Here is a 20905-nt window from a genome sequence, read left to right as displayed (position 1 = left end):
GAAGGATGCTAGTTTTTGAACTGACCGGTCAGTTCAAAAAGAAGGGGGACGGCGTGGACAGCCCGCACGGCGCGGCCGTCAAGGCCGAGGACTTCGGACTCAGGGGCCCGCGCGGCTGGGCCTTCCAGGGAGTCGGGATCGACGCGGCGCCAGGCTCGCTCATCGCGGTCGAAGGCCCCTCCGGCAGTGGCCGTACCTGCCTGCTCCTTGCCCTCACCGGACGGATGAAACCCACCCGGGGCCACGCCGAGGTCGGCGGCCACCGGCTGCCGAAGCGCATGACGGCCGTCCGCCGGATCACGGCACTCGGCCCGGTCTCCGGGGTCAACGAGCTGGACCAGGCGCTCACCGTCGCGGAACAGCTGCGCGAGGGCGCCCTGCTCCAGCGCCACTACGGCGCTCCGGTCCGCGCCCTGCTGCGGCCCCGGGCCGAGCGCCGGGCCGCCGCCGGGGCACGGATCGCCTCCGCCCTGGAGGCCGCCGGACTGGACCTCGCCACGCTGCCGAAGGGCGAGCGGACCTCCGTACGGGACCTGGAACGCCTGGAGTCCGTACGGCTGTCCGTCGCCATCGCGCTGCTGGGCTCCCCGGGACTGCTGGCCCTCGACGACCTGGACCTCAAGCTGTCGGACACCGAACGCGCCGAGGCCTGGGCCCTGCTCCGCTCGGTCGCCGCCCGCGGGATCACCGTCCTCGCGGTGTGCAGCGAGGCGCCCGCCGGCGCGATCGTTCTGCGCACCTCCCCCAAGGAGCCGGACGCACCGGACGCACCGGATGTATCGGACGCGCCGGCCGCGTCGGACCCGCCCGCGGTCGCGGAGGGCGACGCCGACGCGGCGGCCGACGAGGGATCCGGGACCGACCCGAAGACCGACGCGAAGACCGAGAACGACGACACGAAGGGGGCGGACGATGCGCTCGCCGAAGCTGGCCGCGCTTGAGCTGAAGCGGTTCGGGCGGGGGAAGCTGCCCCGGGCCGCGCTCGTCGCGCTGCTCCTGCTGCCGCTGCTCTACGGAGCCCTGTACCTGTGGTCCTTCTGGGACCCGTACAGCCGCCTCGACAAGGTGCCCGTCGCCATCGTCAACGCCGACAAGGGCGCGACCGTCGGCGGCGAGAGCTTCGACGCCGGCACAGAGATCGCCAAGAAGCTGCACGACAGCAAGAAGTCCTTCGAGTGGCACGACGTGAGCGCGAAGGAGGCGGCCGAGGGCCTGGAGAACGGTACGTACTACCTGACCCTGACCATGCCCGCCGACTTCAGCGAGAAGATCGCCTCCAGCTCCGGCGACGACCCCACCACCGGAGCCCTCCAGGTCCGCACGAACGACGCCAACAACTACATCGTCGGCTCGATCTCGCGCACCGTCTTCGCCGAGGTCCGCTCCGCGGCGTCCACCAACGCCTCCCGCAAGTTCCTCGACAAGATCTTCGTCAACTTCTCCGACCTGCACGACAAGACCGCCGAGGCGGCCGACGGCGCCGACAAGCTCAAGGACGGCGCGGGCAAGGCCCAGGAAGGCGCCAAGGAACTCGCCGACGGCCTCGACACGGCGCAGGAGAAGTCCGGTGAGCTCAACAGCGGTCTGCAGAAGCTGAACACGGCGGCCGGCAAGCTGGAGGGCGGCTCCAAGGACCTCGCGGACGGTACCCAGGCGCTGGCCGACAAGGTGGGCGGGGCGGCGGACAAGGCCCGCCCCTTCGTCAAGGACCCCAAGAACCTGGCCGACACCGCCGAGCTGGTCGCCGACAGCGCGAAGGTCGTCAACAACCACCTCGGCACGTTCGCCCAGAAGGCCCCGGCCGCGGCCGCCGCCGCCAAGAAGGCCTCCACCGGCGCGGACGCGTACTACACCAAGCACTGCGTCACCCCCGGCGGAGAACCGCACCTGGCGTCCTGCCCCGACCTGAAGAAGGTCAAGGACAGCACGGCCGAGGCCGCCGAACTCAGCGGGGACGTCAGCGCCCTGGTCAAGAACGCGAACGGTGACGTCGCCACGCTCCGCACCCAGCTCACCGACCTGGAGAAGAAGGCCCGCGAGCTCGTCGTCAAGGCTCCCCAGCTCGCGGGTGACCTCGACGCGGCCGTCGCCAAGGTCAACGCCCTCAACGCCGGTGCCCACAAGGTGTCCGCCGGCATGACCCAACTGCACACCGGCCTCGGCACCGCCACCACCGGCTCCGGCGCCCTCGCCGACGGCGTCGGCAAGCTCGGCGACGGCGCCCACCGGCTCGACGGCGGCATGTACAAGCTCGTCGACGGGACCGGCGAACTCGCCGGCGGCCTGCACGACGGCGCCGGCAAGATCCCCGACTACGACCAGCAGCAGCGCGAGGCGCGCACCCAGGTCATGGCCGACCCGGTCCAGCTCGCCAACCAGTCCCTGCACAAGGCGCCCAACTACGGCACCGGCTTCGCCCCCTACTTCATCCCGCTCTCCCTCTGGGTCGGGGCGATGGTCGCCTACATGCTGATCGCCCCGCTGAACCGCAGGGCGCTGGCCGCCGGCGCCTCGCCCTGGCGGGTGGCCCTCGCCGGCTGGCTTCCCGTGGCGGGCCTCGGCGCGGCGCAGGTGGCCCTGCTGATGTCCGTACTGCACTGGGCACCCGGCCTCGGCCTGAAGATGGCCCACCCGGCCCTCACCATCGGCTTCCTGATGCTGGTCACCGGCTGCTTCGCGGCGATCGTCCAGTGGCTCAACGCCAAGTTCGGCGCCGCCGGCCGCATCCTGGTGCTGGCGGTCCTGATGCTCCAGCTGACCTCGGCGGGCGGCACCTACCCCGTCCAGACCAGCCCGGACTTCTTCAACTGGATCCACCCGTACCTGCCGATGTCGTACATCGTCGAGAGCCTGCGCCGCCTCATCACCGGTGGCGACCTCGCCCCGGTCTGGCAGGGTGGTGCGGTCCTGCTGGCCTTCACCGCCGGCGCCCTGGCCCTGACCGCGCTCGCCGCCCGCGGCAAGCAGGTGTGGACCATGGACCGACTGCACCCGGAACTGAGCCTGTAGGGACGTGTTGACCTGTGACAATCAGCGCCATGGAAAGCAGCAGCACCGGTACGGGCAGCGGCGGGGGCCGTCGTGCGATCACCCGGCAGAAGCTCTACGAGGCAGCCGTCACCCTGATCGCCGAGCAGGGCTTCTCCGCGACCACGGTCGACGAGATCGCCGAGCGGGCGGGCGTCGCGAAGGGCACCGTCTACTACAACTTCGCGAGCAAGAACGAGCTCTTCGAGGAGCTGCTGAGGCACGGCGTCGGCCTGCTGACGGCCTCGCTGCGGGCGGCCGCCGAGGAGACGGAGGCCCGCGGCGGCAGCCGCGTCGAGGCGCTCGACGCGATGATCCGCGCGGGGCTCGTCTTCATCGACCGGTACCCGGCCTTCACCCAGCTGTACGTCGCCGAGCTCTGGCGCACCAACCGTGCGTGGCAGTCCACGCTGATGGTGGTCCGGCAGGAGGCCGTGGCCGTCGTGGAGAAGGTGCTGCGCGAGGGCGTCGAACGCGGTGAACTGAGCGCCGAGATCGATGTGCCGCTCACGGCGGCGGCGATGGTCGGGATGGTGCTGGTGGCCGCCCTGGACTGGCAGTCCTTCCAGAGCGAGCGGTCCCTGGACGACGTGCACTCGGCGCTGTCGCTGCTGCTGCGGGGCCGGGTCAGCGGCAACCGCTGAGCCGGTGCGTCGGTCCCGGCGGGCCACGACCCCCCAGTCGGCGGTGCCGTGGGGGCGCGCGGCCCCGTAGAACTGGTGGGGCCGGCCGCGACGGCTGAGTATCCGTACCTAGGCGCGGAAATGAGTACGTGCGCGGATGGGCTCCCACCTGCGCGGACGCCAGACTGGGGGCAACGGACAGGAGACCCGGTCCGCACCGCCGACACGGGGCTGCGGAGCGGACCGGGTGCCTCCTTCCGTGACCGGGCGGGGGACACGGAACCCGGTGGTGCAGGACGCGAACGCGGTGGGGCTCGGGGGGATCGAGCCTCACCGCGTTTTCGCGTCCGCGGGTTCGGCGGGTTCGGCGGGTTGTGCGGTGGGCCGCGCCGTGCTGGTCCTGCGGCGCCGTTGCGGGGGCGCTGCCCCCGAGCCCCCGCGCCTCAAGCGCCGGCGGGGCTGAAGGGTCGCCTCAAGCGCCGGCGGGGCTGACGGGTCGCCTCAAGCGCCGGCGGGGCTGGATTTCCCAGCCCCGCCGGCGTTTTGAGGTGGTGGGCGGGACTAGCCGCGGCCTCTGAGCGGGAGTCGGAGGCGGGCTGCGGTCAGGCGGGCCGACATCGCCGACGTGACCGCCGTGCGGCGGGCTGTGAGGGCCCAGGAGACACGGGCCGCCGAGCGGGGCAGCAGCAGGGCGCGCAGCCGCGGAAGCCGGTCCGCGGACGCCAGCAGGCCCGTACGGGCCAGCAGCACGTCCTGCGCCAGCTCCGGGTACGAGACCTCCGCGCCCGGGGGCGCGTACAGGGCCCGTTCCACCGCACCGGCGACCCGGTGCACGGCCGCCGCCGGTTCCGGCTCCAGGCGGCCCAGGTCCACGATCCGGCTCGCCGCCCGGCGCGGGGACAGCGCCTCGTCCGGGACCACCCCCGCGTCCCAGGCGGTGTCACCCAGCTCCCGCCAGGCCGTCAGGACCTCCCCGGTCGCCAGGCGCCGGGCCCGCAGCCGGGTCCGCCACAGCAGCGGGAGCAGGGGCAGGCCCAGCACTGCCACCGCGAGCGCCGCCCAGCCGAGGACCGTCGTCACCGACGGTCCGCCGCCGTCACCCGCGTTCCGGGCGGGCGCGGCCGTGTCGCACTCGCCGAGCTTCTTCAGGGCCGGCGGGCACTCGGGGGTCGCCGAGGGCGCCGCCGACGGCTGCACCGCGCTCTGCGAGGGCAGCGGCGCAGGCGCGGACGGCTGGGTGGCCGGGGTCTGCGTGCGGGAGTAGTCCGGAATGTTGATGCCGGAGCGGGGCGTCGGCTCGAAGCGGGTCCAGCCCACGCCCTCGAAGTACAGCTCGGGCCAGGCGTGCGCGTCGCGCATCGAGACGTTCACACTGCCGTCCGACTGCTTCTCGCCGGGCGTGAAGCCCACCGCGACCCGGGCCGGGATGCCCAGCGAGCGGGACATCGCCGCCATCGAGAAGGCGAAGTGGACGCAGAAGCCCTCCTTGTCGGCGAGGAACCGGGCGACCGCCTGCGGACCCGTGCCCGAGGCCGTCCTCGTGTTGTAGCGGAATCCGCCGTTCACCGCGAAGTAGTCCTGCAGCTTCACGGCCCGCGTGTAGTCGTCCTTCGCCCCCTGCGTGACCTGGCGGGCCGTGTCGGCGACCACCGGCGGCAGGTTGTCCGGGAGCTTCGTGTACTCCTCGCGGACCTCCGGATCGGGCTCCGGAGCCTTCTGCAGCTGCTGGGCCGTCGGCTTCAGCAGCAGGCTGCGTACCGTGTACTCGGCCCCCTGCACGTTCTGGAACCGGTCGCGGCCCAGCTGGTCGCCGACCAGGGTCCGGCCCACCGGCTCGAACCGCCACTTGCCGCCGATGTCCACCGACGTCGCCGGATACGGCATGGGGAGGTAGCGCTGGGTGAAGTGGTCCGCCGCCGAGATGCTGGTGGTGACCTCCACCGCGGTGCCGCTGACGGGGGCACGGAGCCCCGGCGGCGGCGGCAGCTCCTGCGGAACGTCCATCAGGGACCGCCCGGAGGCCTCCCACTTGACGCCGTTGAACTCGTCCAGGGCCACGATCCGCAGGTACTGCTCGCCCTGCTGCGGGCTGTTCGTCCGGTACCGCAGGATCACGCGGTTGTCCTGCGCGTTCAGGTTGCTCTGCAGGGAGACCAGCGGGTTGACCGCCGAGATCGTCCCGCCCACGCCGCCGCTGCCGTCCTCGTCGGAGTCCTGCGTGCCGCCCAGCAGCCCGCCGCCGAGCGAGGGCAGTACGGCCGGCACCGCCAGCGCCAGGCCCAGGGTCACCGCGCCGATCCGCCGCCCGAACTTCACGGGTGCCGTCGCCTGCCCGCCCGCCCCGCTGGCGAGGCCGGAGTCCGCGGCGCCCCGGCGGGGGGCCGCGCCGAAGACCCGGCCCCACTGGGCGAGCCGGTCACGGCCCTCGGACAGCAGCAGCATCAGGTAGCCGCAGCCCGCGAGCAGGAAGGAGAACCAGGAGCTGTCCCCGCCGCCCGCCAGACCCGAGGCCACCGAGTACAGCGCCAGCAGCGGCAGCCCGGCCGCGGCGGCCGTGCGCAGGGTCACCGCCAGCGTGTCCACCAGCAGCCCGATCAGCAGCACGCCGGACACCAGCAGCAGCTTGATGCCGTCCGTCAGGGGAGCCGGGATCGCGAACTCGCCCACGTCCCGAACGCCCTGGCCGAACAGCTCGCCGAAGTCCGTCACCAGGTAGGCCAGCGGCCCGTCCCCGTGGGACTCGCCCTTGCCGGCGTACAGGAACGCGAGCAGCAGCAGCGACACCAGCGCCTGCGCCGCCACGGTCAGGGTCCGGGCCAGCGGTACGCGCCGGACGCCGGCGCCCACCGCGCTCTGCACGGCGAGCAGCAGCGCGGCCTGCAGCAGCCAGGCCTGCGAGTCCACCAGCGGGTTCAGCGACCACGAGGTGAGCAGCGTCGCCAGTGCCGCGAACAGCGTCAGTTTCGCCCGCCCGCTCATGCGTGACCTCCGGAGGTTCCCGTACCGACGCGCGCGGTCCCCACCTGGCGCCACAGTTCACCGAAGGCGACCCCGGGCGGGGCGGCCAGTGCGGTCCAGCCCGCGTCGCGCAGCCTGTGCAGCCGCTCCTCCAGCGGGAGCACGGCGTGGCCCGGAGCGGGCTCGCCGCCCCAGCTCGCCGAGTCCAGTACGAAGGCCACCGCGCCCGAGGTGCGCTGGCGCATCCGGGCGGCCAGTTCCGTCTGTACGTCGTCCAGGTCGCCGAAGAAGGCGATGAGGAGCCCGTCGCCGCCGGCTCCGCCGAAGCCGCCGCTGCCACCGGCGCGCACCGCGTCGTAGGCGCGGGAGAGTCCGGCGCCGTCGGAGTGCCCGACGACCGCGAGGGTGTCCATCATCAGCCCGGCGGCCTCTGCGGACTCCTGTCCTCCGGAGGAGAAGCCGCCGCCGCCCTCCCCGGGCACCGCGTCGCCGGTGTCGGTGAGCAGGCGTGCGGAGAAGCCCTGTTCCAGGACGTGCAGCAGGCTGGAGGCGGTCGCGGAGACGGCCCATTCGAAGGCGGAGTCGGGGCCGGCGCCGTCGAAGGCGAGGCGCCGGGTGTCGAGCAGGACGGTGGCCCGGCTGCGCTGGGGCTGCTCCTCCCGGCGGACCATCAGTTCGCCGTAGCGGGCGGTCGAGCGCCAGTGGACCCGGCGCAGGTCGTCGCCGCGCCGGTAGCCGCGGGGGATCACGTCGTCGTCGCCGGCCAGGGCCAGGGAGCGGCGGCTGCCGTCGCCGTAGCCGTTGGACTCGCCGGCCAGGCGGACCGGCGGCAGGGGCTCGGTGCGCGGGATGACGGTGAGGGTGTCGTAGGTGCTGAAGGAGCGGGTGAGCTCGACCAGCCCGAACGGGTCGGAGAGGCGCAGCTGGAGCGGGCCGAGGGGGTAGCGGCCGCGCAGGTCGGAGCGGACCCGGTAGGACACCTCGCGGCGGCCGCCGGGCTCGACCCGGTCCAGTACGAACCGCGGGCGCGGGCCCAGTACGTAGGGCACCCGGTCCTGGAGCATCAGCAGGCCGGTGGGCAGCCGGGAGACGTTGTCCATGCGCAGCTGCACGCGGGCCTCGCTGCCCGCGGGGACCCGGCCGGGGCTGAGCCGGCGGCTGCCGGAGACCCGGAAGCGGGTGCGGTGGAGGGCGTAGACGCAGACCAGCGGCAGGAGGGCGAGCAGCATGCCGACCCGCAGCAGTTCGCCCTGGCCCAGGACGTACGCGCAGGCGGCGGCGGCTATTCCGGCGGCCAGGAACGAGCGGCCGCGGGTGGTCAGCCCGGACAGCGAGGCGCGCAGTCCGCCACCGTCCCCCGGGCCGCCGGCGCCGCGCGGGGCACCGGCGCTCATCAGAAGCCCCGGATGCCCGCGCCGGGCGGCATCTCGCCGCGGGCGTGCGCGGCCGGGACGGGGGTGCGCTGCAGGATCTCGCCGACGACCTGCTCGGCGGTGCGGCGGTTCAGCTGGGCCTGCGCGGTGGGCAGCAGCCGGTGCGCGAGGACCGGGGCGGCCAGGGCCTGGACGTCGTCGGGCAGGACGTAGTCCCGGCCGGCGAGGGCGGCCGAGGCCTTCACGGCGCGCAGCAGGTGCAGGGTGGCCCGGGGGGAGGCGCCGAGCCGCAGGTCGGGGTGGGTGCGGGTGGCGGAGACCAGGTCGACGACGTAGCGCTTGACGGGCTCGGCCACGTACACCTCGCGGACCGCCTCGATGAGCTTGACGATCTCGTGGGAGTGCGCGACGGAGGTGAGGTCGTCGAGCGGGGAGACGCCGCCGTGCACGTCGAGCATCTGGAGCTCGGCCTCGGGGCCGGGGTAGCCGACGGAGACGCGGGCCATGAAGCGGTCGCGCTGGGCCTCGGGGAGCGGGTAGGTGCCTTCCATCTCCACCGGGTTCTGGGTGGCGACGACCATGAAGGGGCTGGGCAGCGTGTAGGTCGTGCCGTCGATGGTGACCTGGCGCTCCTCCATCGACTCCAGGAGCGCCGACTGGGTCTTCGGCGAGGCGCGGTTGATCTCGTCGCCGATGACGATCTGCGCGAAGATCGCGCCCGGCTTGAACTCGAACTCGCGGCGCTGCTGGTCGTAGATGCTGACACCGGTGATGTCGGAGGGCAGCAGGTCCGGGGTGAACTGGATGCGCTGGACCGAGCAGTCGATGGACTTGGCGAGCGTCTTGGCGAGCATGGTCTTGCCGACGCCGGGTACGTCCTCGATCAGCAGGTGGCCCTCGGCGAGGAGCACGGTGAGCGCGAGGCGGACGACCTCGGGCTTGCCCTCGATCACGCTCTCGACCGACTGGCGCACCCGCTCCACCGTGCTGGTCAGATCCGCGAGGCTCGCTCGGTCGTCGTACGTCGTCACCTTGGTTCTCCTCGGCCTTTCCCAGGGCCGACGCCCATGGCGCATGAACCGGCCCACCCCGAAACACGGACACCGGTCCCGGGGGATCCCGGGTGGTGCCATCCCGCATTCTTGACGGAGTCAAGGCCTTGTGTCACTCAAGAGCTGGGATCGATCTCCCGCAGGAGCCCGGTGTGCACGTCGAAGACGAAGCCTCGCACATCGTCCTTGTGGGGCAGGAACGGGTTGGTGCGGACCCGCTGCATGGACTGGCGGACGTCCTGGTCGACGTCCCGGAAGGCCTCGACGGCCCATGCGGGGCGCTGGCCGACCTCGTCCTCCAGCTCGTGCCGGAAGTCCTCGGTCAGGTTCTCCAGACCACAGCCGGTGTGGTGGATGAGTATCACCGTGCGGGTGCCCAGGGCGCGCTGGCTGATGGTGAGGGAGCGGATCGTGTCGTCGGTGACCACGCCGCCCGCGTTGCGGATCGTGTGGCAGTCGCCGAGTTCCAGCCCGAGGGCCTTGTGCAGGTCGAGACGGGCGTCCATACAGGCCACGACGGCGACCTTGAGGACGGGACGGGCGTCCATGCCCGGGTCGGAGAACTGGGCGGCGTACCGCTGATTCGCCTCGACGAGCCGGTCGGTGACGGATCCGCCGACGGGTGCCTCGGACGCGGACTCGGCAGGCAGGGATGCGGAAGTCGTCATGGGTACGACGTTAGTGGTCACGGCGGGTCGCGGCCTTGCGTGAGAGCGGACAAAGAACGCCAACGAGGCTTGTTGTGAGCTAACCCACAGGGGTGTGAGTGGGGCGGCCGTTCGGGTGATTCGCGGCATGTGCCGCTTCGCCCGGAGAGCCGTGCACGGCGCGCGGGGCGGTTCGTTGACCGCGGCGACCGTTGCACTAAAGTGACGCGAACCGGCCGGAGCCCGGCCCTGACCGGCCGCCCGGCCCCCGATGAACACTCCGCGTGCGCGGCGCGTACGTACGGCCCGGCCCTCTCCCGCTCACCGGCCGGCCGGCGCCACCTTCTCCGGCGCCGGCCGCGGATGCGGGGACCCGGGGGTGCGTAGGCCTGCCGCGCCGTTATCTGAGAGGGCGCTTTGACTAGCGAGTCCCGACATGTCCCGGTGATGCTCCAGCGGTGCCTGGACCTGTTGGCCCCGGCGCTGGAGAGGCCCGGGGCCGTCGTCGTCGACTGCACCCTCGGCCTCGGCGGCCACAGCGAGGCCCTGCTGACCCGGTTCCCCGAGGCCCACCTGATCGGCCTCGACCGCGACAAGGAGGCCCTGCGGCTCTCCGGCGAGCGGCTCGCGCCCTTCGGCGACCGCGCCACCCTCGTCCACGCGATCTACGCCGACCTCGCCGAGGTCCTGGACGGGCTGGGCATCCCGGCCGTCCAGGGCATCCTCTTCGACCTGGGCGTCTCCTCCATGCAGCTGGACGAGGCCGACCGCGGCTTCGCGTACGCCCAGGACGCGCCCCTGGACATGCGCATGGACCAGACGACGGGCATCAGCGCCGCCGAGGTGCTCAACAGCTACGCCCCGGGCGAGCTGGTGCGGATCCTGCGCCAGTACGGCGAGGAGAAGCAGGCCAAGCGGATCGTCTCGGCGATCGTCCGGGAGCGGGAGAAGGAGCCCTTCACCAACAGCGCCCGGCTGGTCGAACTGATCCGCGACTCCCTCCCGCAGGCCGCCAAGCGGACCGGCGGCAACCCGGCGAAGCGGACCTTCCAGGCGCTGCGCATCGAGGTCAACGGGGAGCTCTCCGGGCTGGAGCGGGCCATTCCGGCGGCGGTGGACAAGATCGCGGTCGGCGGCCGGATCGCGGTGCTCTCGTACCACTCGCTGGAGGACCGCCTGGTCAAGCAGGTCTTCGCGGCAGGCGCGACCTCGACGGCCCCGCCCGGCCTGCCGGTGGTCCCCGAGAAGTACCAGCCGAAGCTGAAACTGCTCACGCGCGGCGCCGAGCTGCCCACCGAGGAGGAGATCGCCGAGAACCGGCGGGCCGCCCCGGCCAGATTCCGCGGCGTCGAACGCATCCGGGAGGCGCGGCTGTGACCAGGGCCGGGAAGGTCGCCACGCTGACCCGCGGGCAGGCGGCCCGCCTCGGCCGGGCGCTCGGCGGCCGCCCGGCCCGCCCGCGTCCCGGCGGCCAGGCGGCCAGGATGCCGTTCGTCCTGCTGGTCGTGGCCCTGCTCGGCGGCGGCCTGATCAGCCTGCTGCTGCTCAACTCGGCGCTGAACGAGGGCTCCTTCCAGCTCAGCAAGCTGACGAAGGAGACCACCGCCCTCACCGACGAGGAGCAGGCGCTGCAGCGCGACGTCGACGCCTACTCCGCACCCGACGCGCTCCAGCGCAGGGCGCACGAACTGGGCCTGGTCCCCGGCGGCAGCCCGGTCTTCATCGGCCCGGACGGCAAGGTCGCCGGCAGTCCGGTGGTCGCCGAGGCCCCGCCGCCGCCCACCCCGACACCGCCGCCGCCGTCCGCCCAGCCCGCACAGCCCGCCCCCGCCCAGTCCCCGGCCGCGCCGCCGGCGTCGGCCTCCGCCCAGCCCGCTCCCACCGGTACCCCGCAGCCCAGCCAGACCCCTGGAAGGTGACGTCGTGACGCGGATCCCGTCTGAACCAGCCTCGCCGGCACTTGAGGCGCGGGGTCCGGGGCGCCGCCCCGGGACACCGGGCACGGCCCTGCCCGGGGCGGTGGCCGCGTGAGCCCGCAGGAGCCGCCCCGGCGTCGGGTGCCCGGCCCGGCCCGGCCGGCCCGCCCCGGCGGCCGGACCAGGGCCACCGCCCGGCCGGCCTCGCGCCCGGCGACCCGGCGGCCGGCGGGCCCCCGTACCCCGCACACGATCCGCCTCGGCAGCCCGCGGCCCCGGCTGCGCCTGGTCGGCGTCGGCCTGACCCTCGTCATGCTGGCCTTCGTGGTCCGGCTGCTCCAGGTCCAGGCCGTCGACGCCGCGGCGTTCTCCGCCGAGGCCTCCAAGAACCGCTACACCAGCGTCAGACTGGCCGCCGAGCGCGGCGAGATCACCGACCGGCGGGGCGTGGCCCTCGCCACCAGCGTCGACGCGTACGACATCACCGCCGACCCGAAGATGTTCACCCCGCAGGACAGCAAGGCCCCGGACGCCCCGCAGCAGGCCGCCGCCCTCCTCGCGCCCATCCTCGGCAAGGACGCCAAGGAGCTCACCCAGCGGCTGAGCACCAAGAACTCCCGGTACGTCGTCCTCGCCACGCGCCAGACCCCCCAGGTCTGGAACCAGATCAAGGACCTCAAGCGGGTCTTCGCGGACAAGGCGGCGGCCGACAAGCGGAGCAACGGCCCCGGCGCCAACGTCCTCGCCGGCGTGTTCAAGGAGACCAGCAGCAAGCGCGTGTACCCGAACGGCGACCTCGCCGCCGGGATACTGGGTTACGTCAACGCCGAGGGCAAGGGCGCCGGCGGCCTGGAGTCCTCCCTCGACAAGAAGCTGTCCGGCAAGGACGGCGAGATCACCTACGCCCAGTCCGGCGGCCGCCAGGTCCCCACCGCCGACTCCAACGAGAAGCCCGCCGTCCCCGGCGAGGACATCCAGCTGACCATCGACCGGGACATCCAGTGGGCGGCGCAGAGCGCCATCGCCGAGCAGGTCCAGAAGTCCGAGGCCGACCGCGGCTACGTCATCGTCCAGGACACCCGCACCGGCGAGGTCCTGGCCATGGCCAACGCCCCCGGCTTCGACCCCAACGACCTGACCCGGGCCCGCTCCGCCGCCATGGGCAACGCCGCGCTCCAGGACGTGTACGAGCCCGGCTCGACCGCCAAGGTCATGTCGATGGCCGCCGTGCTGGAGGAGAAGAAGGCCACCCCGGAGACCCGTGTCGAGGTCCCCAACCGGCTGCACCGCGGCGACCGGCTGTTCAAGGACGACATCGACCACCCGACCTGGTACCTGACCCTCAACGGGGTCCTCGCCAAGTCCTCCAACATCGGCACCATCCTGGCCACCGGCCAGCTCGGACCCACCCAGCCCGAGGCCAACGAGGTCCTGCACTCCTACCTGACCAAGTTCGGCATCGGCCGGCCCACCGGCCTGGACTACCCCGGTGAGTCCCGGGGCATCCTCGCCGACCCCAAGGACTGGTCCACCTCCCAGCAGTACACGATCCCCTTCGGCCAGGGACTCTCCCTCAACGCCATGCAGGCGGCCTCCGTGTACTCGACCATCGCCAACGGCGGGGTCCGCATCGAGCCGACCCTGGTACGCGGCACGAAGGGCCCCGACGGCCGCTTCACCCCGGCCCCGGCCCCCGAGCGCAGCCGCGTGGTCAGCGCCGAGACCGCCCGGACCCTCGCGGAAATGCTCGAATCCGTGGTCGACGACCAGGAGGGCACCGGCACCAAGGCGCGGATCCCCGGCTACCGCGTCGGCGGCAAGACCGGCACGTCCAACCGGGTGGATCCGGCCACCGGCCGCTACAAGGGCTACACCGCCTCCTTCGCGGGATTCGCACCCGCGGACAACCCGCGCATCACCGTCTACTGCGCCATCCAGAACCCCACGAAGGGCAGCTACTTCGGCGGTCAGATCTGCGGCCCCATCTACAAGAAGGTCATGGAGTTCGCGCTCAAGACCCTCCAGGTGGCCCCGACGGGAACCGCACCCGCCGGGCTTCCCGTCACCTACGACGCCGCCCCTCAGCCCGTCGCCCCGCCCGCCCCGCAGCCCAGTCCGCAGCCCGGCCAGTGACCCACAGCCAGGCCGGCCCGCCAGAAAAGCGTGAGGCACCATCAGTGACAACCATCACCCCGGAACCCGGGAACCCGACGACCGCCGAGGCCGAGGCCGGGGCCTCATTTCGCGGGCGGCCCGCGTCGCCCGGTACGCTCACCGCCGTGCCCCACGCTGATCAGCCCAGAAAGACCCAGAAAGCCCCGGCAACGCCGCCGGGAGCGCCCCGGCCCGCGTCCGCCAGCCCGAGCCCGCTGGGCGAGCTGGCGACGCTGCTGGGCATCCCTGCGCCCGCCGCGACGCAGATCACCGGCATCACGCACGACTCCCGTGCGGTCCGCCCCGGTGACCTGTACGCGGCCCTGCCGGGAGCCAGGACGCACGGCGCCGACTTCGCCGCCCAGGCGGCCGGCCTCGGCGCCGCCGCCGTGCTGACCGACCCCGCGGGGGCGGAGCGCGCCGCGGCGACCGGCCTGCCGGTCCTGACCGTCGAGGACCCGCGCGGCCGGATGGGAGAGCTCGCCGCCGCGATCTACGGGCGTCCCGGCGAGGACCTGCTCCAGATCGGCATCACCGGCACCTCCGGGAAGACCACCACGGCGTACCTCGTCGAAGGCGGCCTGCGCGCGGCGGGCCGCAGCACCGGACTGGTCGGCACCGTCGAGATGCGCATCGGCGACGAGCGCATCAAGTCCGAGCGGACCACCCCCGAAGCCACCGATCTCCAGGCCCTCTTCGCGGTCATGCGCGAACGCGGGGTCGAGGCCGTGGCGATGGAGGTCTCCAGCCACGCGCTGGTGCTCGGCCGGGTCGACGGCTGCGTCTTCGACGTCGCCGTCTTCAACAACCTGAGCCCGGAGCACATGGAGTTCCACTCCGACATGGAGGACTACTTCCGGGCCAAGGCGGGGCTCTTCACCACCCGCCGGGCCCGCCTGGGCGTGGTCAACTTCGACGACGAGTACGGCCGCCGCCTGACCAAGGAGGCGACGATCCCGGTCGTCAGCTTCTCCGCCGCGGGCGACCCGGCCGCTGACTGGCGCGCCGAGGACGTGGTCTTCGGCCCGGCGAGCTCCACCCTGACCCTGCTGGGCCCCGAGGGACAGCGCGTACGGGCCACCGCGCCGCTGCCCGGCCCGTTCAACGTCGCCAACACCGTCGCCGCGATCGTCACGCTCGCCGCCGCCGGCATCGACCCGCAGACCGCCGCCGACGGCGTCGCCGCGGTCCCCGGGGTCCCCGGCCGGCTGGAGCGGGTGGACGCGGGACAGCCGTACCTGGCCGTCGTCGACTACGCGCACAAGACGGACGCCGTGGAATCGGTGCTGCGCGCGCTGCGCGAGGTCACCGAGGGCAAGCTGCACATCGTGCTCGGCTGCGGCGGCGACCGTGACACCACCAAGCGGGGCCCGATGGGTGCCGCGGCCGCCCGGTTCGCCGACGTCGCCGTCCTGACCAGCGACAACCCGCGCTCCGAGGACCCGCTCGCGATCCTCGCCACGATGTTCGAGGGCGCCGTGTCCGTGCCGCCCGCCGAGCGGGGCACCGTCCTGGTCGACGCCGACCGGGCCGCGGCCATCGCGGCCGCCGTCGCCCGCGCCCGGCCCGGTGACACCGTGCTGGTGGCAGGCAAGGGGCACGAGCAGGGCCAGGACACCGCCGGTGTCGTACGCCCCTTCGACGACCGCACGGTGCTCCGCGCCGCGATCGAGCACCAGGCCGTGCTCGACCGGACGGCCGTGCCCGATGAAACGACTCAGGTCCGACAGGCCGAGGTGAACCAGTGATCGCCCTTTCCCTCGCCGAGATCGCCGACATCACCGGCGGGCGGCCCCACGACATACCGGATCCGTCCGTCCAGGTCACCGGCCCCGTGGTCTACGACTCCCGGGAGGTCCGGGAAGGCAGCCTGTTCGCCGCCTTCGTCGGCGAGCGGGTCGACGGCCACGACTACGCGGAACGCGCCGTCGCCGCCGGTGCCGTGGGCGTCCTCGCGACCCGGCCCGTCGGCGTACCGGCCATCGTGGTCCCCGACGTGGTGGCCGCCCTCGGAGCGCTCGCGCGCGCCGTGGTCACCCGCCTCGGCACCGACGTCGTGGCCCTCACCGGATCCGCCGGCAAGACCTCCACCAAGGACCTGATCGCGCAGGTGCTCCAGCACCACGCGCCGACCGTGTGGACCCCCGGAAACCTCAACAACGAGATCGGCCTGCCGATCACGACGCTGCGCGTCACCGAGGACACCCAGCACCTCGTCCTGGAGATGGGTGCCCGCGGCATCGGCCACATCCGCTACCTCACCGGACTGACGCCCCCGCGGATCGGTCTGGTCCTCAACGTCGGCACCGCCCACATCGGCGAGTTCGGGGGCCGCGAGCAGATCGCGCAGGCCAAGGGGGAGCTGGTCGAGGCCCTGCCGACCGAGGCGGAGGGCGGCGTGGCCGTCCTCAACGCCGATGACCTGCTGGTTCGTGAGATGGCCGGGCGCACGAAGGCCCGTACGGTCCTGTTCGGCGAGGCCGAGGACGCCGAAATCCGGGCCACCGAAGTCCGCATGACGGACAGGGGACAGGCTTCCTTCACACTGCACACACCGACCGGGTGCAGCGACGTGACCTTGCGGCTGTACGGTGAGCACCACGTGTCGAACGCGCTCGCCGCGGCCGCCGTCGCCCATGTACTGGGCATGTCCGCACAGGAGATCGCCACGGCGCTCTCCGGGGCGGGCACGCTGTCCCGGTGGCGGATGGAGGTCACCGAGCGGGCGGACGGTGTGACGATCGTCAACGACGCCTACAACGCGAACCCGGAGTCCATGCGGGCCGCACTCCGCGCGCTCGCCGCGATGGGGGGTGCCGGCAGGGCGGACGGGGGACGCACGTGGGCGGTGCTCGGCCCGATGGCCGAGCTCGGAGACGACGCTCTCGCCGAGCACGACGCGGTCGGACGACTTGTCGTCCGGCTCAACGTGAGCAAGCTCGTCGCGGTCGGGGGCAGGGAAGCCTCCTGGCTGCAACTGGGCGCATATAACGAGGGTTCGTGGGGTGAGGAGTCGGTGCTCGTGTCCGACGCGCAGGCGGCGGTCGACCTGTTGCGCAGTGAACTGCGCCCGGGTGACGTCGTGCTGGTGAAGGCTTCCAGGTCGGCCGGTCTGGAGCGGGTGGCCCAGGGCCTTCTCGACAGCACTGTCGAGGGCGAGGTCGCCGACCGATGAGGCAGATCCTGTTCGCCGGTGTCATCGGCATGTTCCTGACCGTCGTGGGCACCCCGCTGCTGATCAAGCTGCTGGCCCGCAAGGGCTACGGCCAGTTCATCCGCGACGACGGCCCCCGCGGTCACGCCGGGAAGAAGGGCACGCCCACCATGGGCGGTATCTCCTTCATCCTGGCGACGCTCGTCGCGTACGCCCTGACGAAGGTCCTCACCGGCTCGGAACCGAGCTTCTCGGGCCTGCTCGTCCTGTTCCTGATGGCGGGCATGGGCCTCGTCGGGTACCTGGACGACTACATCAAGATCGTCAAGCGGCGTTCGCTGGGTCTGCGGGCCAAGGCGAAGATGTCCGGCCAGCTGATCGTCGGTATCGCCTTCGCGGTGCTGGCCCTCCAGTTCAAGGACTCGCGCGGGCTGACCCCGGCCTCCACCAGGCTGTCGTTCGTCACGGACTTCGGCTGGTCGATAGGTCCGGTGCTGTTCGTGGTCTGGGCGCTGTTCATGATCCTGGCGATGTCCAACGGCGTGAACCTCACCGACGGCCTCGACGGTCTCGCGACCGGCGCCGCCGTGATGGTCTTCGGCGCCTACACCTTCATCGGCGTCTGGCAGTTCCAGGAGTCCTGCGCGTTCGCGGCGGACCTCACCAACCCGAACGCCTGTTTCGAGGTGCGCGACCCGCTCGACCTCGCGGTCGTCGCCTCCGCCCTCATGGGCGCCTGCTTCGGCTTCCTGTGGTGGAACACCTCGCCCGCCAAGATCTTCATGGGTGACACCGGCTCGCTCGCCCTCGGCGGCGCCCTCGCGGGCCTCGCCATCTGCTCCCGCACGGAGTTCCTGATGGCGCTCCTGGGCGGCCTCTTCGTGCTCATCACGATGTCGGTCGTCATCCAGGTCGGCTCCTTCAAGATGACCGGCAAGCGGGTCTTCCGGATGGCGCCGCTGCAGCACCACTTCGAGCTCAAGGGCTGGTCCGAGGTACTGGTCGTGGTCCGCTTCTGGATCATCCAGGGCATGTGCGTGATCGTTGGTCTCGGTCTCTTCTACGCGGGATGGGCAGCCGACAAGTGACGTCCTGGCAGGACAAGAACATCACCGTCGCCGGTCTCGGCGTGAGCGGCATCAGTGCCGCCCGCGCCCTGGCCGGCCTCGGCGCATCCGTGACCGTCGTCGACAACGGTGACGGCGACGCGCACCGCGCCCGGGCCGCAGAGCTCGCGGCGGAGGGCATCACCGTCCGACTCGGCCGGCTGGCCGACGGCGGGCACGCGGGCGAGGTACTGCCCGAGGGCACCGAACTGGTCGTCACCTCGCCCGGATGGAAGCCCGACAGCCCGCTGTTCGAGGCCGCCGCCAAGGCCGGCGTGGACGTGGTGGGCGACGTGGAGATCGCCTGGCTGCTGCGTGAGACCGGACAGGAGCGGCGGGCAGCGGCCGGCGGACCCCGCAGGGACCCGGCCCCCTGGCTGGCCGTCACCGGCACCAACGGCAAGACCACCACCACCCAGATGCTGGCGTCGATCCTGAAGGCCGCGGGCCTGCGCACCGCCGCCGTCGGCAACATCGGCACCCCGATCATCGACGTGGTGCTCGGCGAGCAGGAGTACGACGTGCTCGCCGTCGAACTCTCCAGCTACCAGCTGCACTGGGCGCCCTCGCTGCGCGTCCACTCGGCGGCCGTGCTGAACCTGGCCCCCGACCACCTCGACTGGCACGGCTCGATGCAGGCGTACGCCGCCGACAAGGGCCGGATCTACGAGGGCAACACGGTCGCCTGCGTCTACAACGTCGCCGATCCGGCCACCGAGAACCTGGTGATGGAAGCCGACGTCGAAGAGGGCTGCCGCGCGATCGGCTTCACCCTCGGCGCTCCCGGCCCCTCCATGCTCGGCGTCGTCGACGGCATCCTCGTCGACCGGGCCTTCGTGGAGAACCGGCAGAAGAACGCCCAGGAGCTCGCCGAGGTCGCGGACGTCAACCCGCCGGCCCCGCACAACATCGCCAACGCGCTCGCCGCCGCGGCCCTGGCCCGGGCCTTCGGCGTGGAGGCCCGCGCGGTCCGTGACGGTCTGCGCGACTTCCGCCCGGACGCCCACCGCGTCGCGTACGTGGACGAGGTCGCCTCGGTCACCTACATCGACGACTCCAAGGCCACCAACACGCACGCGGCCGAGGCCTCGCTCGCGGCCTTCGAGCCGGTCGTCTGGATCGCCGGCGGCCTCGCCAAGGGCGCGACCTTCGACGAGCTCGTGCAGAACGCCGCGAAGCGGCTGCGCGGCGCCGTGCTGATCGGCGCCGACCGGGCGCTCATCGCCGATGCGCTGGCGCGACACGCCCCCGAGGTCCCGGTCGTCGACCTCGACCGGACCGACACTGGGGCGATGCTCGCAGCGGTCCGGGAAGCCGCCGCGCTCGCCGAGCCCGGCGACACGGTCCTGCTGGCACCTGCCTGTGCCTCGATGGACATGTTCGCGAACTACAACAAGCGTGGGGACGCATTCGCCGACGCGGTGCGCGAACTGGCCGCCGAGAACGCTGCGGACACGGCCTAGGCCGGGGGCTCCGGGACAGGTTCCCTCCGGTCGGCAGCTCGCCTCGTACGAGTGGAGGGGAAGATCACAGATGCCGGCCAAGCAGATGCTGCCGGGGCGGCGGCCGTCCGCCGTGAAGGCGCAGGGCCGCAAACGCCCTGCGGTGCGTTCGAAGCGGCCCGCCGGGCGCGGGCCGCTGGTCCGGCTGCGGCGTACGCAGCGGCAGTTGCAGAAGGCCTGGGACCGCCCGCTCACCGCCTATTACCTGATTTTCGGCAGTTCCCTGCTCATCACCGTGCTCGGTCTGGTGATGGTGTACTCGGCCTCGATGATCAAGGCCCTCCAGCTCGGCCTCGGTGACGCGTACTTCTTCAAGAAGCAGTTCCTGGCCGCCCTCATCGGTGGCGCACTCCTGCTGGCCGCCTCCCGGATGCCCGTCAAACTGCACCGGGCGCTCTCGTATCCGGTACTCGCCGGAACGCTCTTCCTGATGGTCCTGGTCCAGGTCCCGGGGATAGGCGTCTCGATCAACGGCAACCAGAACTGGATCTCCCTCGGCGGTCCGTTCATGCTGCAGCCCAGTGAGTTCGGCAAGCTGGCACTGATCCTGTGGGGCGCCGACCTGCTGGCACGCAAGGGCGACAAGGGGCTGCTGAGCCAGTGGAAGCACCTTCTGGTGCCGCTGGTCCCGGTGGCCTTCCTGCTCCTCGGGCTGATCATGCTGGGCGGGGACATGGGCACCGCGATGATCCTCGGCGCCATCCTGTTCGGTCTGCTCTGGCTGGCCGGAGCCCCGACCCGGATGTTCGTCGGGGTGCTCGTCTTCGCGGGTGCGATCGTCGCACTGCTCATCAAGACGAGCCCGCACCGGATGGACCGGCTGGAGTGCCTCGGTGCGACAGAACCGGGCAAGAACGACCTTTGCTGGCAGGCCGTTCACGGGATCTACGCCCTCGCCTCGGGTGGATGGTTCGGTTCCGGCCTGGGTGCAAGTGTGGAAAAATGGGGGCAACTACCCGAAGCCCACACCGACTTCATCTTCGCCATCACCGGGGAGGAACTGGGCCTGGCGGGGACGCTGTCGGTTCTCGCCCTCTTCGCGGCCCTAGGCTATGCGGGTATCCGCGTGGCCGGACGCACGGAGGACTCCTTCGTACGGTTTGCCGCGGGAGGCGTGACCACCTGGATCACGGCCCAGGCCGTGATCAACATCGGTGCGGTGCTCGGCCTGCTGCCGATCGCCGGAGTCCCGCTCCCGCTGTTCTCCTACGGAGGGTCGGCCCTGCTGCCGACCATGTTCGCGGTCGGACTGCTCATCGCCTTCGCGCGTGAGGAGCCGGCGGCGCGCGCGGCCCTCGCGATGCGCCAGCCGAAGACCGGCCGGTGGCGGACCGGGGTGAGATGGAAGTCGATGAGACGGCGCGTCAAGAAGCGTCCGTCCGGAGAGCGGTGA

Annotated in this window: 15 protein-coding genes; 11 read left to right on the top strand and 4 right to left on the bottom strand. The window is 72.4% G+C overall.

Going from position 1 to position 20905, the window contains the following annotated elements; genetic code table 11:
* The first annotated feature begins 53 nt into the window (after nucleotides 1-53).
* From DEJ51_RS08710 to DEJ51_RS08700, 3 genes are read left to right on the top strand one after another with little or no spacing between them, the layout of a single operon-like run.
* Nucleotides 54-941, top strand: a complete 888-nt coding sequence (locus DEJ51_RS08710; protein WP_150257080.1) for an ATP-binding cassette domain-containing protein — start codon at nucleotides 54-56, stop codon at nucleotides 939-941.
* Nucleotides 913-3009: a YhgE/Pip family protein gene (locus DEJ51_RS08705; RefSeq protein ID WP_150257079.1), complete on the top strand. Its 2097-nt coding sequence runs from the start codon at nucleotides 913-915 to the stop codon at nucleotides 3007-3009. Before DEJ51_RS08710 ends, DEJ51_RS08705 begins: the two co-directional genes overlap by 29 nt.
* A 29-nt stretch (nucleotides 3010-3038) precedes the next feature.
* Nucleotides 3039-3671 (top strand): TetR/AcrR family transcriptional regulator, encoded by a 633-nt coding sequence (locus tag DEJ51_RS08700; RefSeq protein WP_223835717.1) that lies wholly within the window; start codon nucleotides 3039-3041, stop codon nucleotides 3669-3671.
* Between the two features lie 540 nt (nucleotides 3672-4211).
* On the opposite strand, the gene DEJ51_RS08695 is transcribed toward DEJ51_RS08700, so the two are convergent.
* From DEJ51_RS08695 to DEJ51_RS08680, 4 genes are all read right to left on the bottom strand, one after another.
* Nucleotides 4212-6629, bottom strand: a complete 2418-nt coding sequence (locus tag DEJ51_RS08695; protein ID WP_150257077.1) for a transglutaminaseTgpA domain-containing protein — start codon at nucleotides 6627-6629, stop codon at nucleotides 4212-4214.
* Nucleotides 6626-8002 carry a DUF58 domain-containing protein gene (locus DEJ51_RS08690; protein ID WP_150257076.1) on the bottom strand — a complete coding sequence of 459 codons (1377 nt, stop codon included), beginning with the start codon at nucleotides 8000-8002 and terminating at the stop codon, nucleotides 6626-6628. The genes DEJ51_RS08695 and DEJ51_RS08690 overlap by 4 nt, the downstream gene beginning before the upstream one ends.
* On the bottom strand, nucleotides 8002-9012 hold the full coding sequence (locus DEJ51_RS08685; RefSeq protein WP_150257075.1) for an AAA family ATPase: 1011 nt from the start codon (nucleotides 9010-9012) through the stop codon (nucleotides 8002-8004). The genes DEJ51_RS08690 and DEJ51_RS08685 overlap by 1 nt, the downstream gene beginning before the upstream one ends.
* Nucleotides 9013-9149: 137 nt before the next feature.
* Complete coding sequence (locus DEJ51_RS08680; RefSeq protein WP_150257074.1) at nucleotides 9150-9764, bottom strand: beta-class carbonic anhydrase; 615 nt, start codon at nucleotides 9762-9764, stop codon at nucleotides 9150-9152.
* A 363-nt stretch (nucleotides 9765-10127) separates the two neighbouring features.
* On the opposite strand from DEJ51_RS08680, the gene rsmH reads away from it, so the two are divergent.
* The 8 genes from rsmH to ftsW all read left to right on the top strand — a co-directional run bounded on the left by rsmH (nucleotide 10128) and on the right by ftsW (nucleotide 20905).
* The gene (gene rsmH, locus DEJ51_RS08675; RefSeq protein WP_030724419.1) at nucleotides 10128-11057 is read left to right on the top strand and encodes a 16S rRNA (cytosine(1402)-N(4))-methyltransferase RsmH; all 930 of its coding nucleotides are present in this window, start codon (nucleotides 10128-10130) and stop codon (nucleotides 11055-11057) included.
* Nucleotides 11054-11599 (top strand): hypothetical protein, encoded by a 546-nt coding sequence (locus tag DEJ51_RS08670; RefSeq protein ID WP_317852387.1) that lies wholly within the window; start codon nucleotides 11054-11056, stop codon nucleotides 11597-11599. Before rsmH ends, DEJ51_RS08670 begins: the two co-directional genes overlap by 4 nt.
* 108 nt (nucleotides 11600-11707) lie before the next feature.
* Nucleotides 11708-13729: a peptidoglycan D,D-transpeptidase FtsI family protein gene (locus DEJ51_RS08665; RefSeq protein WP_150257073.1), complete on the top strand. Its 2022-nt coding sequence runs from the start codon at nucleotides 11708-11710 to the stop codon at nucleotides 13727-13729.
* Nucleotides 13730-13773: 44 nt separating this feature from the next.
* Nucleotides 13774-15498, top strand: coding sequence for a UDP-N-acetylmuramoyl-L-alanyl-D-glutamate--2,6-diaminopimelate ligase (locus DEJ51_RS08660; RefSeq protein WP_150257072.1), 1725 nt, complete (start codon nucleotides 13774-13776; stop codon nucleotides 15496-15498).
* A complete protein-coding gene (locus DEJ51_RS08655; protein WP_150257071.1) occupies nucleotides 15495-16925 on the top strand; it encodes a UDP-N-acetylmuramoyl-tripeptide--D-alanyl-D-alanine ligase in 1431 nt (476 codons plus the stop codon). The genes DEJ51_RS08660 and DEJ51_RS08655 overlap by 4 nt, the downstream gene beginning before the upstream one ends.
* The gene (gene mraY, locus DEJ51_RS08650) at nucleotides 16922-17992 is read left to right on the top strand and encodes a phospho-N-acetylmuramoyl-pentapeptide-transferase (RefSeq protein WP_030772923.1); all 1071 of its coding nucleotides are present in this window, start codon (nucleotides 16922-16924) and stop codon (nucleotides 17990-17992) included. The genes DEJ51_RS08655 and mraY overlap by 4 nt, the downstream gene beginning before the upstream one ends.
* Entirely contained in the window at nucleotides 17974-19473 is a 1500-nt protein-coding gene (gene murD, locus DEJ51_RS08645; RefSeq protein ID WP_150257070.1) for a UDP-N-acetylmuramoyl-L-alanine--D-glutamate ligase, read from the top strand. The genes mraY and murD overlap by 19 nt, the downstream gene beginning before the upstream one ends.
* Nucleotides 19474-19543: 70 nt before the next feature.
* Nucleotides 19544-20905, top strand: a complete 1362-nt coding sequence (gene ftsW, locus DEJ51_RS08640) for a putative lipid II flippase FtsW (RefSeq protein WP_150257069.1) — start codon at nucleotides 19544-19546, stop codon at nucleotides 20903-20905.

Source organism: Streptomyces venezuelae (assembly GCF_008642275.1).
Taxonomy (GTDB): domain Bacteria; phylum Actinomycetota; class Actinomycetes; order Streptomycetales; family Streptomycetaceae; genus Streptomyces; species Streptomyces venezuelae_E.
This window is presented reverse-complemented; position numbering and strand designations above follow the sequence as displayed.